The sequence below is a fragment of the Mammaliicoccus sp. A-M4 genome (assembly GCF_022386955.1).
Classification (GTDB): domain Bacteria; phylum Bacillota; class Bacilli; order Staphylococcales; family Staphylococcaceae; genus Mammaliicoccus; species Mammaliicoccus lentus.
This window is the reverse complement of the sequence record NZ_JAJNHH010000004.1, coordinates 16041-30180: the sequence shown is the minus strand read 5'-3', so window position 1 is coordinate 30180 and position 14140 is coordinate 16041. Positions and strand designations below refer to the sequence as shown.

Annotated in this window: 14 protein-coding genes; 8 read left to right on the top strand and 6 right to left on the bottom strand. The window is 31.2% G+C overall.

All coding sequences use genetic code 11. The features are described from left to right. The first annotated feature begins 1 nt into the window (after nt 1). The 5 genes from trpB to LQ682_RS04990 all read left to right on the top strand — a co-directional run bounded on the left by trpB (nt 2) and on the right by LQ682_RS04990 (nt 5490). Nucleotides 2-1222 carry a tryptophan synthase subunit beta gene (gene trpB, locus LQ682_RS05010; RefSeq protein ID WP_016999556.1) on the top strand — a complete coding sequence of 407 codons (1221 nt, stop codon included), beginning with the start codon at nt 2-4 and terminating at the stop codon, nt 1220-1222. Continuing rightward, nucleotides 1215-1946: a tryptophan synthase subunit alpha gene (trpA, locus tag LQ682_RS05005; RefSeq protein ID WP_064205251.1), complete on the top strand. Its 732-nt coding sequence runs from the start codon at nt 1215-1217 to the stop codon at nt 1944-1946. Before trpB ends, trpA begins: the two co-directional genes overlap by 8 nt. A gap of 80 nt (nt 1947-2026) precedes the next feature. After that, nucleotides 2027-2689 carry a type 1 glutamine amidotransferase domain-containing protein gene (locus tag LQ682_RS05000; RefSeq protein ID WP_182093930.1) on the top strand — a complete coding sequence of 221 codons (663 nt, stop codon included), beginning with the start codon at nt 2027-2029 and terminating at the stop codon, nt 2687-2689. Nucleotides 2690-2944: 255 nt separating this feature from the next. Further along, complete coding sequence (locus LQ682_RS04995) at nt 2945-4198, top strand: aminoacyltransferase (protein WP_070045220.1); 1254 nt, start codon at nt 2945-2947, stop codon at nt 4196-4198. Nucleotides 4199-4230: 32 nt separating this feature from the next. Next, nucleotides 4231-5490 carry an aminoacyltransferase gene (locus LQ682_RS04990; RefSeq protein ID WP_016999559.1) on the top strand — a complete coding sequence of 420 codons (1260 nt, stop codon included), beginning with the start codon at nt 4231-4233 and terminating at the stop codon, nt 5488-5490. Nucleotides 5491-5796: 306 nt separating this feature from the next. Here LQ682_RS04990 and LQ682_RS04985 read toward each other — a convergent pair whose 3' ends face one another. From LQ682_RS04985 to LQ682_RS04975, 3 genes are read right to left on the bottom strand one after another with little or no spacing between them, the layout of a single operon-like run. Next, entirely contained in the window at nt 5797-6972 is a 1176-nt protein-coding gene (locus LQ682_RS04985; RefSeq protein WP_239723962.1) for an ABC transporter permease, read from the bottom strand. Beyond that, nucleotides 6969-7649, bottom strand: coding sequence for an ABC transporter ATP-binding protein (locus LQ682_RS04980; RefSeq protein ID WP_017000596.1), 681 nt, complete (start codon nt 7647-7649; stop codon nt 6969-6971). The genes LQ682_RS04985 and LQ682_RS04980 overlap by 4 nt, the downstream gene beginning before the upstream one ends. Continuing rightward, nucleotides 7646-8740, bottom strand: coding sequence for a permuted SH3 domain-containing protein (locus tag LQ682_RS04975; RefSeq protein ID WP_017000595.1), 1095 nt, complete (start codon nt 8738-8740; stop codon nt 7646-7648). The genes LQ682_RS04980 and LQ682_RS04975 overlap by 4 nt, the downstream gene beginning before the upstream one ends. Nucleotides 8741-8867: 127 nt before the next feature. Between LQ682_RS04975 and LQ682_RS04970 the strand changes: the two genes are divergently transcribed. Then, the gene (locus LQ682_RS04970; protein ID WP_017000594.1) at nt 8868-9062 is read left to right on the top strand and encodes a hypothetical protein; all 195 of its coding nucleotides are present in this window, start codon (nt 8868-8870) and stop codon (nt 9060-9062) included. A 304-nt stretch (nt 9063-9366) separates the two neighbouring features. On the opposite strand, the gene LQ682_RS04965 is transcribed toward LQ682_RS04970, so the two are convergent. Both LQ682_RS04965 and LQ682_RS04960 read right to left on the bottom strand, forming a co-directional pair. Continuing rightward, a complete protein-coding gene (locus tag LQ682_RS04965) occupies nt 9367-9897 on the bottom strand; it encodes a histidine phosphatase family protein (protein WP_017000593.1) in 531 nt (176 codons plus the stop codon). Nucleotides 9898-10004: 107 nt separating this feature from the next. Then, nucleotides 10005-10760: a MerR family transcriptional regulator gene (locus LQ682_RS04960; RefSeq protein WP_103269472.1), complete on the bottom strand. Its 756-nt coding sequence runs from the start codon at nt 10758-10760 to the stop codon at nt 10005-10007. 153 nt (nt 10761-10913) lie between these two features. Here LQ682_RS04960 and LQ682_RS04955 point away from each other — a divergent pair, with 153 nt between their 5' ends. Beyond that, nucleotides 10914-11492, top strand: a complete 579-nt coding sequence (locus LQ682_RS04955; RefSeq protein WP_017000591.1) for a GNAT family N-acetyltransferase — start codon at nt 10914-10916, stop codon at nt 11490-11492. A gap of 68 nt (nt 11493-11560) precedes the next feature. Here the strand turns inward: LQ682_RS04955 and LQ682_RS04950 are convergent, their stop codons facing one another. Continuing rightward, entirely contained in the window at nt 11561-11902 is a 342-nt protein-coding gene (locus tag LQ682_RS04950; protein WP_017000590.1) for a hypothetical protein, read from the bottom strand. Nucleotides 11903-12105: 203 nt separating this feature from the next. Here LQ682_RS04950 and pepF point away from each other — a divergent pair, with 203 nt between their 5' ends. Then, nucleotides 12106-13902 carry an oligoendopeptidase F gene (gene pepF, locus LQ682_RS04945; RefSeq protein ID WP_239723960.1) on the top strand — a complete coding sequence of 599 codons (1797 nt, stop codon included), beginning with the start codon at nt 12106-12108 and terminating at the stop codon, nt 13900-13902. Nucleotides 13903-14140: the final 238 nt, after the last annotated feature.

The following is a 14140-nucleotide window of genomic DNA, read 5'->3' as shown; positions in this document are numbered from 1 at the left end:
AATGGCTGATGAAATACAATTAGAAGCTGACGATTTAGGATTTTTTGGTGAATTTGGTGGGCAATATGTACCAGAAACACTAATGCCAGCAATTCAAGAATTAAATGAAACTTATCAAAAATTAAAAAATGATCCAGAATTTCATAAAACATTGAATGCTTATTTAAAAGATTATGTAGGTCGAGAAACACCTTTAACTTATGCAAAAAGATATACAGAAGCATTAGGTGGCGCAAAAATTTATTTAAAAAGAGAAGATTTAAACCATACTGGTGCTCATAAAATTAATAACGCATTAGGACAAGCTTTAATCGCTCAAAAAATGGGCAAAAGAAAATTAGTTGCAGAAACAGGTGCAGGACAACACGGTGTGGCAAGCGCCACAATCGCTGCTTTGTTTGACATGGAACTTATAGTATTTATGGGTGAAGAAGATATTGAACGCCAAGCGTTAAACGTATTTAGAATGGAACTACTAGGCGCTAAAGTGGTACCTGTTACTGATGGTCAAGGTACTTTATCAGATGCTGTTAACAAAGCTTTACAATATTGGGTTTCAAACGTTGAGGATACACATTATTTACTTGGCTCAGCATTAGGACCACATCCATTTCCTACTATAGTAAGAGACTTACAAAGCGTTATTGGTAAAGAGATTAAAACGCAAATTTTAGAGAAAGAATCTCGTTTACCTGATGCAGTTGTAGCTTGTATAGGGGGAGGTTCAAATGCAATTGGAACATTCTATCCGTTCGTTAATGACGAAGAAGTTAAATTGTATGGTGTAGAAGCTGCAGGTAAAGGTGTCGATACTAAGAAACACGCACTTGCAATCAACAAAGGTAAGCCTGGTGTACTACATGGCTCAAGAATGTATCTCGTACAAGATGAAAATGGACAAATAGAATTAGCGCACTCTATTTCAGCAGGGCTTGATTACCCTGGTGTAGGACCAGAGCATAGTTATTATAACAATATTGGTCGAGTAGAATATCCGAATGCAAGTGATAAAGAAGCGATGGATTCATTGATTAAATTCACTCAACTTGAAGGCATTATTCCAGCAATCGAAAGTGCTCACGCGTTAAGTTACGTGGAAAAACTAGCTCCAACTATGGATAAAGATGAAATTATTGTTGTCACAGTTTCAGGACGTGGTGATAAAGATATGGAAACGATTAGAAAATATATGCAAAATCAAGAGGGTGAACAAAATGAGTAAATTATTTATACCATATATAATGGCTAACAAAGATTTTATTGAAAATGTGAAACTAATGGATAAGTATGGTGCTAACTACATTGAAATAGGATTGCCATTTTCTGATCCTGTAGCAGATGGACCAACAATTATGAAAGCTGGCCAAGAGGCAATTAAACAAGGTATGAATGTAAATAAAATCATCGATGAATTAATCGAACATAAAAACGACATACATACACCATATCTATTTATGACTTATTATAATTTAATTGATGCTTATGGTGTAGAACGTTTCATCGAGCGTATAGATGAAGCTAATGTATATGGATTAATTATTCCAGACTTACCATTTGAATTGGGTCAACGATTCAAAGAAAAATTAGCAAAAACAAATGTGAAATTAATACCTTTAATTGCGATGACATCAAGTGATGAACGAATTAAACAAATTGCAGAACATGCAGAAGGTTTTATTTACACAGTTACGATGAACGCAACTACAGGTGATGGTAGAGGATTCCATGAATCACTTAAAGATAAAATAAAATTTATACAACAACATTCTCAAGTACCTGTTGTTTGTGGATTTGGTATTAAAACAGAGGAACATGTTAAAGAAATTAAATCGTTTAGCGATGGGGTTGTTATAGGTAGTGAAATCGTAAAAAGGTTAGAACAAGATCCAACTACGGATACAATCGAATATATAAAGTCTATTAGAAATGCTTTAGACGAAAAATAAAGTTTACAAACCCTTCAAACAAGAAATAGAAGTTAACATCATGTATAATCGGATGTAACAAAAGAAAAGGAGTGTTTCTAATGAGCAAAAAATTACTTATGGTTGTAACAAATACATCTCAATTTAAAGATGGTAAACCAACTGGATTATGGCTAGAAGAAGCAGCAATTCCTTACAAAGTTTTCATCAAAAATGGAATAGAAGTGGACATCGCATCAGTTAGTGGTGGTAGTGTGCCAATCGATCCAAATTCAACTCAAAATGATGAAACGAAAGAATATCATGATGTTTTAGAAAAACTTCAACAAACTTACGGAATTAAAGATATCGTATTTGAAAATTATGATGGCATATTCTTACCAGGTGGTCACGGGACAGTATTTGATTTCCCTAACAATCCTGATTTAGAGAATATGTTAGCTTATTATAAAGAGAAAAATAAGGTGATTGGTTCAGTTTGTCATGGACCAAGCGCATTTATTGGTGCCAAACTACCTAGTGGCGATTATTTAGTTAACGACGTTAAATTAACATCGTTCACAGATAGTGAAGAACAATCAATGGGATTAGAAAAAGACGTTCCATTCTTATTACAAACTGAATTAGAAAAACAAGGTGCAAGATTCGTCAAAGGTAGTGATTTCGACTCACATACAGTAGTAGATCGTAATTTTGTAACCGGACAAAATCCTAATTCAAGTGAAGAAGTAGCAGAAAAAATTGTAAATGTTTTAAAAAAATAAAGTGATGGAAAAAGCAGGCTGGGACATACATAAATGTCTCAGCTCTGTTTGTTTTAGAAGATCTCTAACGTGTAAATGTATAAAGTTAAGTTCTATTCCTTTTTATTCATAACCAATTAGTTATACATTTGTGTCATAAAACTCTATAGTGCGAAGTAAAATAATGGTATAGTAATGAGTATTGTTTTAGAATAAAGGTAAAATAATGTATAATTGTATTAAATACATAAATATTAGATTGGGAGTATTGTATAAATGAAATTTACAAATTTAACGACTGGTGAATTTGAAACATTTACTAATAACATGCCATATGCTCATTTTACTCAGACAGTGGGTAACTATGAACTAAAGACATCAGAGGGCACTTCAACACATTTAGTTGGTGTAAAGAATGACCAAGATGAGGTGTTGGCTGCATGTTTGCTTACAAGTGTGCCAGTAATGAAAAAGTTTAATTATTTTTATTCGAATCGAGGGCCAGTAATGGACTTTGATAATAAAGAACTTGTTGACTTCTTTTTTAAAAAAATCGTACCGTATTTAAAAAAGAACAAAGCATTATTCTTTAGAATTGATCCTTATTTACCATATCAATTAAGAGATCATGACGGTAACGTTCTAAAGAGCTTTGAACGTGATAATTTAATTCAGCAATTTGAATCTTTAGGATATGAACATCAAGGTTTTACAACTGGTTTCCACCCAATACATCAAATTAGATGGCATTCTGTACTGGACTTAGAAGGTATGGACGAAAAGTCATTAATTAAAAACATGGATAACTTGAGAAAACGTAACACTAAAAAAGTTCAAAAAAATGGTGTTAAAGTTCGCTTTTTAACTAAAGATGAAATGCCTATATTTAGAAGATTTATGGAAGATACAACAGAGAAGAAAGATTTCGACGACCGCGGTGACGACTTCTACTACAACAGATTAAAATACTTTGACAATGTTAAAATACCGTTAGCATATATAGATTTCGAAACGTATATACCTCAATTAGAAAAAGACTTTGAGGAACATAATAAAGAAATTGAAAAAGCTGAAAAAGAATTAGAAAAGAAACCAGACAACCAAAAAGCAATCAATAAAATTAATAACTTGAAACAGCAAAGAGAAGCTAACGAAGCTAAATTAGACGAAGCTAAACAATTACAGGCAGAGCACGGTGATACTTTACCAATCGCAGCAGGATTCTTCATCATTAATCCATTCGAAGTTGTTTACTATGCAGGCGGTTCATCAAATGAATATCGTCATTTTGCAGGAAGTTATGCAATACAATGGGAAATGATTAAATACGCATTAGAACACAATATTAATCGCTACAACTTCTATGGAATTAGTGGAGATTTCTCTGAAGATGCACCAGATGCTGGCGTTATTAAATTTAAAAAGGGTTATAATGCAGATGTTTATGAATACATTGGTGACTTTGTGAAACCAATTAATAAACCAGCATATACCGCTTATAAAGTGTTAAAAAAAGTATTAAAAAAATAAACGATTTTCAGTAAGAGAGGAATTTAGATAATATGAAATTTACAGAATTAACCGTTACTGAATACGACGATTTTGTATCTGATAGTCAATATGAAAGTCATTATTTCCAAGTGAAAGAAAATATCAAAACAAGAGAAAATGATGGCTTCCAAGTCGTATTATTAGGTGTTAAAGATGAGAGCAACCAAGTTGTTGCAGCAAGTTTGTTCTCTAAAATACCAACATTAGGCAGTTATGTTTATTATTCAAACCGTGGTCCAGTGATGGATTACAGTGATTTACAATTAGTAGAATACTATTTTAAATCGCTTGAAAAATATTTAAAACAACATCAATGTTTATATGTTAAAGTAGACCCTTACTGGATTTATAACATCTATGATAAAGACCTTAATCCAATAAAAGAAGATGGCCCGAACGACCAAATTGTCGACTTAATAAAATCATTAGGATATCAACACCATGGTTTTACTACACAATATGATCCATCAAGCCAAGTAAGATGGATGGGTGTACTAAACTTAAAAGACAAGACTTTAGCAGAAGTTAAAAAAGGGTTCGATAGCCAGAGAAAACGTAACGTTAATAAAGCTCATAACTACGGTGTGAAAGTTCGATTTCTAGAAGAAGACGAATTAGATATATTCTTCAAATTATATAGAGAGACTGAAGAGAGAGCAGGCTTTATATCTAAAACAGACGAATACTTTATGAACTTTATCAATACATACGGTTCTAAAGCATTAGTACCATTAGCGTATATAGATTTAAATGAATATATACAATCTACTCAAGAAAACTTAACTGAATTAGAAACGAAACGCGATCAAATGATGGCTAAAGAAAATAAATCAGAAAAGCAACTTAAGAAAATCGCTGAAACTGATAGACAGATTGACCATGCTCAAAAAGAATTACTAGAAACAAGTGAGTTAATGAAGACAGATGGAGAAGTATTAAATCTCTCTGCAGGTGTATTCTTTGAAAACGCATATGAAATCAACTATTTCTCAGGTGGTTCAAGCGAAAAATACAATCACTTCATGGGCCCATATATGATGCATTGGTATATGATTAACTATTGTTTCGATAATGGCTTCGATAGATATAACTTCTACGGTTTATCAGGAGACTTTACTGAAAACAGTGAAGACTACGGTGTATATCGATTCAAACGAGGATTTAATGTACAAATCGAAGAACTTATAGGTGATTTCTACAAACCAATCAATAAGAAAAAGTATTTCTTATACAATACATTACAAAAAGTACGCTCAAAAATTAAAAGATAGAAAATATATAGAAGCTGGGACATAGATACATGTCTCAGCTTCTTTCATTATAGGTGTAATGTCCTTATTGTCACAACTTGTAAAACGTGTCAATAAGGATAGCTATATTGTCACAACTTGTAAAACGTGTCAATAAGGATAGTTATATTGTCATAACTAGTAAAACGTGTCAACAAGGATAGCTATATTGTCACAACTTGTAATTTGTCTGAATGTTGCAAGACGAGGTGCACGTGCGACATTCATAGCCTCAATTATATAAAAAACAGGTTGAGACATTTATTTATGTCTCAACCTGTTTCAATTCTATTTAATAATGTCTATTAATTCTTTTTTCGATGCTGAGCGTGCTGGTATCCAACCGAATACTATTCCGATTAATGTTGATACGCCAACTGCTAAAATTACAGATCCTAGACTGATAACACTTTGTACCATATCAGGTGTTACTGCTTCTACTAGTTTTGATATTAATATACCGAGTATCAATCCTATAATTCCGCCTATGAGACATAATACAATACTTTCAACTAAGAATTGTACTTCTATATCTCTTCCTTTGGCACCAAATGCTCTTCTAATTGCGATTTCTTCTGTTCGTTCTGCTACTGAAATATACATCACATTCATTACACCGATACCTGCAATGAATAGGGAGATACCAGCTACTGCAGCTACGAAGTACGTAATGGCATCGAATACTTGTGTAATGCTTTTCATAACTTCTTCTAAGTCTGTATATTCGTAATTGCCATCGCTACTACCAGAACCGCTTTTATTTAATTGTTTAGCAGCTTTATTGGCTATTTCTTTCTTTTCGCTATCATCGTTTACTTTAATCTCAAGTTCTGGAAACTTTTGATTTAAGTTACCCATGTATTTACTAAATGTTTGGCTAGGCATATGCACTGCTGAATCATTCATTTCATCATTAGCAATGCCGACTATTTTAAAGCCTTGATCATCAATAAATAATGTTTGTCCTATAGCGTCATTATTAAATACTTCTTTCGCTATTGTTTTATCTACCGTGACAACTTTTTCATTTAATTCATTATCTGTTTTCGAAAATCCATGACCTTCTGTTGTATTTGAAAACTGTTCTTTTTTAATAATGTTAACGTTTTGTTGTTTTTGAGCATTTGTTAATTTCGCTGAATAACTTTGATTTTTGTCTTCTTTAATTTTCACGCTTTTAACGCCTTTAATTTGTCTTACCATATCCATATCTTCTTTATCAAAAGGATTTTTAGTGGCGTTATCTGGATTACTGGGCATATAGCTTATCACTGCTTGACCTTTACTTGCACCAGTATCTTCGAATTCTTCTGAAGCTGTCTTTTTAAAGCCATTACCTAATGACATGATTGTTATTACTGCAGCGATACCAATAATGATACCAATCATCGTGAAGATATTCCGACGTTTATTTTTCATAATCGGTTTAAGAGATATTGATATAATGTTAGGTAAGTTTTTCATTCAACCACCTCTTCTCGTTGAACACGACCATCTAAAATGTGTATGATCCGATCTGCTTGTTCTGCAACTTTGCGGTCATGTGTGACGATAATCATAGTTGTGTTTTTATCACGATTTAACCGTACGAATAAATCCATAATATCTTTAGATGTTTGAGAATCTAGTGCGCCGGTAGGTTCATCGGCAATAATAAATTTCGGTTGGTTTACAATCGAACGTGCTATAGCAACACGTTGTTGTTGTCCACCTGATAATTTACTAGGTACTAAATTCTTTTTATCTTCAATGCCAACTTCTCTTAAAACGGATTCTACATGACGCTTTCTTTCTTTTGTGGACATACCTGAATAAAGTAGGGGGATGCTCACATTTTCTAATATCGTATTATTTTGTATTAATTTAAAGTTTTGAAAGACAAATCCGACTGTTTTATTTCTTACAGCAGCAAGCTTATTATCCGAAACATTTTGGTAGTTTTCTTGATTAAATAAATATTCACCAGTATAGCCTCGATCTATAAAGCCTAAAATATTAATCAATGTACTTTTTCCTGAACCAGAAGGTCCCATTATTGCAATAAACTCACCAGTATCAATCGAAATATTAATATCTTTCAAAATATGGTTTGTTTCTTCGCCATTCTTAAAGTGTCGATTAACATTTACTAAATTAATCATGAGGATACCTCAACTTTATCACCATTATTTAATGATTTTTTAGGTGAAACAATCAGTTTTTCTCCTTTTTTAAGACCTTTTTTAACAAATATTTCACCATTTTGACGTTCGATATTAAGATGACGTTTTTCAACTTTATTATCTTTGTTTAATACGAAAACATCATTATTTCTAGTTAATACACTCTTAGGTAGTTTAATAGCATCTATAGGGATTTCTGCTTCTGTAGAAAAACCACTGCGAATAGGTAAGTCGATTTTTCCTATTGTGACTTGGTATTTTGAGTTGTCCTTATTTAAAGTAGGGTTATTGGACACAGGATTTGAAGCCTGGGAACTTCCTTCTTCGCTATCGCTTTGACTCATACTAGCACCAGTAGCACCTTTTTCTTCATAGTTACTAGGTAGTTCAGATATTTTCGTGATTTTACCATGACCTTTTTCGCCAGTACTATTAACCTTGATGTTAACTGAATCTCCGACTTTTATTTTGTTCACATCGAATTCAGAAACAGAAGATTTAATTTGAGTTTCATTTGCTATCAATTTTAATATAGATTCTCCGCTTGCAGCATCTGTATCATTGTCCATTTCAATTACACCGTCAAATGATGCATAAGTACTATCATTAATTTGTTTAGTATACTGAGATAGTTCTTTTTGCGCTTCATTCAATGCGTTTAAATCTTGATTTAACTTCTTTTGTAAATCGTTGTTGTTCGGTTGCTGATTAATATTTTGATAGTCTTGATTAACTACATTTTGCGCGTCGTTAACCTTACTTGATAAGTCCTGTCTTTTTTGATCGTTGATATTGTAGTTGATTAAATTATCGCCTTGCTTTACTTTTTCTCCGTCTTCAACCAAAGTACTCACTAAATCACCTAACTGATCATTGTTATTATATGTTTTTATTTTAGATGGGGAAGCTTTCCCAGAAATGTTTAAAGGCGATTCTTCCTTAACTTGATATGTATCATAACCGTCACTTTTCTTGTCATTATCATTACTAGTCTGTTTTACAATATATGCAGTCAAGACTAATAAGAGAATAACGATGATACCGATTATCCAAATGAGTTTCTTCTTCAAAATTTTTCACTCCTATATTAAAAATGTCTACCTCAAAATAATAACATATATTGTAAAAAAATATATGGAATTCGAGGCAAATGGTGATATTATATAAATATAAATTTATTTAAATAGGGGGACTAATATGAAAAAATCCAATTTCGTCTTAGCTGAAACTTTTTATAAATTTAGAGAAAAACCAAAGTGGCTAGTAAACATGATTTTAAGTATTGTATTAGAATTAATCATAGTATGGATATTTACGTTGACATCATCAAAATTAAGCATAATATCTGATGTAAAAGCATCAAGTTTGTTTGCAGCGACAACATTTATCTAGGCGTGTTTGATTTCGGAATATTGATAGTTGGATATTTAATAGCAATCTTATTATATGAAACAAGCAGATTATCAGGAAAAGCATCAATAATTTGGAGTGTCGTAATGGTTGTAATTTCTATAATCATAAGTTTAATAATTGCATGAGTTAAATGAATGAGAATTGATAATATTAAGTATCGAGTTAAAACTATATAAAAACGCAATAAACACAGATATACGTGTTAACTATATATTTTCTACATATTAGTTTACATAATATATATTATAGGAAGTTGTGTGTATTTTGATTAGGGGACCCTTTTCTATTCGTTTAACGACATACTTATATGTTTAACGTTGTTATATTTATCTATGCTATATAAATCTGGATTTTTTAATGCTTTCCATTCTTCAAATCCAATCTCGTGATTAAAATGATTTAATAGCAATGTCATTATATTACCGTGTGTAACGATTAAGCTGTTATATGATTGATTAATGGATTCATATACGCTTAAAATTCTTTTTTGAGCTTCTGAACTTGATTCGCCATTATGTATACGATAATCAAAGTCTTTAAATGTGTATTTAAGCTCATTTAACCAATTATCTAATGATATGTCGCTTAATTGACGTTCATTGAGCCTTGAATCTGTAATAACATTTACTTGATATTTACTTATATATGGTTTGATTGTTTCATATGTACGCTTCATATTACTAATGTATATTTGATCAATATTAAGGTTTGCTAATACTTGTACTAATTGTTCTGCACATAATTGGCCATCTTCAGTTAAATTTGCATGTTTATCTTGACCGATAGCTTTGCAATGTCTAAGTATGTATATCATTATGATTCTCCTTAAAATTTAATATTAAGCTACAATAACATAAACATAATATAAAACACCAATGAGTTTAAATCGTAATTATTCCGATTAAATCATTGGTGTTTCTCTTATTTATGATTTTCTACATATATATTAATAGCTTCATGCATAAATTGTGCTAATCCATCACCAAATCGGTTTATATTTTTAGTAAAACGTTCGTCAGCTACATACATTTCACCTAAACCTTTAAATATTTCTAATGAATACTCATAATTGATGTTATCATTTAAGAAATCATACCAATTTTGAATAAGTTGTTGTGCTTCTTTTGATGCTGGTGATTTTTCTTTATCATTAACTGAAGCTAGTTCTCTAAATATAGTGTTCATTTCATCTTCTTTTTCGAATCTTTCTTGCTTAGGCATATTTGCTAATTGTTCATTAGCTTTATCAACTGTCTTTTCGCCCCACTTTTCTTTAGCTTCTTGTTCATAAGGATTTTGACTAAAATCAAAACCTTCGAATCTTTCTTCTTTTGTCATATTAATCTCTCCTTTTAAATGTAGATTTGTTTTATCAATGGTTTCTATCATTTTGTCTATACGCAATCTTTTTTCTAAAAGCATTTCTTTGTGTAACCTTAATGCTTCTTTTGTATCGAATGATGGATCATTGAGAATTTCTTTTATTTTTTTGAGAGGAAAATCTAGTTCTTTAAAAAATAGAATTTGCTGTAATTTTTCGAGACTTTTATCGTTATATAACCTGTACCCAGCTTCAGTTGTATTATCTGGTTTTAATAAGTTTATTGAGTCGTAATGATGGAGCGTGCGCACGCTTATTCCTACTAAATCTGCAACTTCTTTTACAGTCATTTCCATTTCTCTGACCTCCTCCTACTTATTACTATAAAGTCTAACGTAACGTAAGGGTCAACAACAAATATTAAAAAATATTATTTTTGGTCATATAGATAATGTTATAGTTGATATACTATAGAAATAAGAAAAATTGAATCAGATAGGAGCATTATTATGAGTCACAACATAAAATTTGATTTAAAGCTAGAAACTGATCGTTTATTTTTACTAGCTGGAGAACGTGTTTATACATATAAAGATACTATTAAACAAGGCATGCTTAATTCAGTTGATCGCTTAAAAGAATGGGTTTCCTTTTTTAATCATAATTTTGACGATTTTAAAGTTACAGATTTTATTAATAAAACTACTGATATAAACTTAAATAAACAATTTTTAAGATATTTTATTTTCGATAAAGAAACTGAAACTTTCGTTGGATCAATCGTTTTACAAGATATTAATTTAAGATTACCCTCATGTGAAATTGGCTATTGGATGGTTAATTCTGGTTTAGGAAAAGGATTTGCTACCGAAGCTATAAAATATGTTACAAAATATTTAGTTGAAGAACATGGCTTTGTTAGAATTGAAGCTTATATAGATGTTCAAAACACTAAAAGTATAGAAACTATCGAGCGTTGTGGATATGAATTAGAAGGAACATTAAAGAATTCAGATTTAAGTTCAGATGGTAGTAAGCTAATAAATGAAGTATTATATGCTGTAGCTACACCAGTTTATTTTAAATAATAAAATAAAACATCGACTTGAAATGTAAATTCAGGTCGATGTTTTATTCTATATTATGTTGTTTATCATTATTTTTCTCGTCTTTTTAATTTTTCAAATTGATGCCCGCTATCTATACCTTCTTTTTCGCTTAACTTTTCTAGTCTTCTTTGTCTATTCTTTTTGACTAAATACCATGTTAAAAGACTGAAGCATAAACTAATAATGGCCATAAAGGCAGCGTAACCTAATAATGGTTCGTATGTAATATCATAAAAATTAGGTAAGATAAAAGCAATAATGCCTAATATTATAAATGTTAATATTGCGCTAATAACATATTTTTTTAATATTAATGAAGACAATATTGAGAAAACGACGACAATCACAAATGATATCCATAAGTAATTTGGGAAATCAAATATATTCAAACTATTACGCCTCCTTTACAACTATATCTAATATTATACCCGATTATTAATATATTAATTAAGTTTTGCAGTATTTTTATAAAAATAATTGAATTTAACAAATGTTTTATAACCTAGCAAATTTGTACTCTAAAATGATTAATATTATAATGAAAATGAGCAATTATGTGAACATTGCAAATATTTTAAAAAGGGATGAGACAATGGGACAAAAATTACGTAGTGAAATACCTATTAACGAAACATGGGACTTATCGAGTTTATACGAAAATAACAACGCTTTTTATTCAACGTTAACTGACTTAGTTCAAAGAGTGACTGATTTTAATGAAAAGTATCTCAATCAATTAAAGGATGTATCGACTATTGAATCAGCTTTACATGAACAAGCTGATCTTATTATTGATGTAATACATTTAAGTACATATGCAGAACTATTGTATTCTACTGATACGACTGACGCTGATAATCAAAAAGTAGCAGCACAATTTTCTACTACATACGGGAAGATTGCAGGTTTATTATCATTTTTAGAATCGGAAATCTTACAATTAGAAGAGGAAACATTTAATGCTTTAATTAAACAATCAGAATACCCTAAATATTTATCATTACTAAAACGACAAAAACCACATACGTTACATCCTGAAGTTGAAAAAACTTTAGCGACGTTCTCACCTACTTTTAGTGCACCGTTTGAATTGTATGGAATTACGAAAATGTTAGATATTGAGTTTGGTACGTTTGAAGCAAATAACGAAGAAATTGCATTAGATTATGTATCATTCGAAGGAGATTTTGAAGTTCACTCAAATACTGAAGTGAGAAGAAATGCGTTTAAGAAATTCAGCGAAGCATTGCGTCGCTATGAAAATACGACTGCTGCAACATACAACGCTCATGTTCAAAAAGAAAAAATAGAATCCGAACTTCGTGGATATGATTCTGTTATAGATTTCTTACTTGAACCTCAAGATGTTACGAGAGAAATGTACGATAGACAAATAGATGTGATTTCTGAAGAATTAGCACCACATATGAGACGTTATGCTAAATTGCTAAAGCGAACAAATAATTTAGATGAAATACGTTTTGAAGATTTAAGAATTCCGCTAGATCCAACTTATGAACCTGATGTATCGATTGAAGGATCAAAAGAATATATTAAAGACGCATTAAGTGTGCTTGGCGATGATTATATGCAAATGGTAAATGATAGTTATGACAAACGCTGGATTGATTTTCCTCAAAATAAAGGTAAACAAACAGGTGCTTATTGTGCGAGCCCATATGGCGTAAATCCATTTATATTCATTTCATGGACAAGTAAAATGACTGAAGTATTTGTATTAGCCCACGAATTAGGTCATGCTGGTCATTTTAATTTAGCGAATAAATATCAAAATGTATACCAAGCTGATTGTTCTATGTATTTTGTGGAAGCACCATCTACAATGAATGAAATGTTAATGGCAAATAGCTTATTAAAAAAATCAAATGATCCAAAATTCAAACGTTGGGTGATAAGTTCAATTATTTCAAGAACTTATTATCATAATATGGTTACGCACTTATTAGAAGCTAAGTACCAAAGAGAAGTTTATAGAAAAGTAGACGAAGGTGAAGCTTTAACTGCCCCACTGCTTAATGAAATTAAAAAGAAAGCTATTTCAGATTTTTGGGGTGACGAAGTCGAAATAACTGACGGTGCTGAATTAACTTGGATGCGCCAACCTCATTATTATATGGGATTATACCCATATACTTACTCTGCTGGATTAACAATTGGTACAGTAATGAGTCAAAGAATAGAAAATGAAGGACAACCTGCTGTTGATGATTGGTTAAATGTATTGAAATCAGGTGGTTCAAAATCTCCAGTTGAATTAGCAGAGTTAGCTGGAATTGATGTTACTACAGACGAGCCGTTAAAAGAAACAATAGCTTATATCGGTAGTTTGATTGACGAATTAGAAACATTAACAGATGAAATTGAATAATTAAATAAAGGTTCTTTTCGTCATGAATGGCGAAAAGAACCTTTATTGTTAGTGCTCTTAATGACTATTCTTATTAAACGTGTCAATAACGCTGGTCTTATTGACTATTCTTAGCAATCGTGTCAATAACGTTATCCTTGTTGACTATTCTTACCAAACGTGTCAATAACGCTACCCTTGTTGACTATTCTCATCAAACGTGTCAACAACGTTCGCTAATACAAATAATTTTCTTCAA

Excerpts from the sequence above, each read along its gene's own strand:
- trpB (WP_016999556.1), top strand. The coding sequence starts at position 2 with ATGGCTGATGAAATACAATTAGAAGCTGACGATTTAGGATTTTTTGGT.
- trpA (WP_064205251.1), top strand. The coding sequence starts at position 1,215 with ATGAGTAAATTATTTATACCATATATAATGGCTAACAAAGATTTTATT.
- LQ682_RS05000 (WP_182093930.1), top strand. The coding sequence starts at position 2,027 with ATGAGCAAAAAATTACTTATGGTTGTAACAAATACATCTCAATTTAAA.
- LQ682_RS04995 (WP_070045220.1), top strand. The coding sequence starts at position 2,945 with ATGAAATTTACAAATTTAACGACTGGTGAATTTGAAACATTTACTAAT.
- LQ682_RS04990 (WP_016999559.1), top strand. The coding sequence starts at position 4,231 with ATGAAATTTACAGAATTAACCGTTACTGAATACGACGATTTTGTATCT.
- LQ682_RS04985 (WP_239723962.1), bottom strand. The coding sequence starts at position 6,972 with ATGAAAAACTTACCTAACATTATATCAATATCTCTTAAACCGATTATG.
- LQ682_RS04980 (WP_017000596.1), bottom strand. The coding sequence starts at position 7,649 with ATGATTAATTTAGTAAATGTTAATCGACACTTTAAGAATGGCGAAGAA.
- LQ682_RS04970 (WP_017000594.1), top strand. The coding sequence starts at position 8,868 with ATGAAAAAATCCAATTTCGTCTTAGCTGAAACTTTTTATAAATTTAGA.
- LQ682_RS04965 (WP_017000593.1), bottom strand. The coding sequence starts at position 9,897 with ATGATATACATACTTAGACATTGCAAAGCTATCGGTCAAGATAAACAT.
- LQ682_RS04960 (WP_103269472.1), bottom strand. The coding sequence starts at position 10,760 with ATGGAAATGACTGTAAAAGAAGTTGCAGATTTAGTAGGAATAAGCGTG.
- LQ682_RS04955 (WP_017000591.1), top strand. The coding sequence starts at position 10,914 with ATGAGTCACAACATAAAATTTGATTTAAAGCTAGAAACTGATCGTTTA.
- pepF (WP_239723960.1), top strand. The coding sequence starts at position 12,106 with ATGGGACAAAAATTACGTAGTGAAATACCTATTAACGAAACATGGGAC.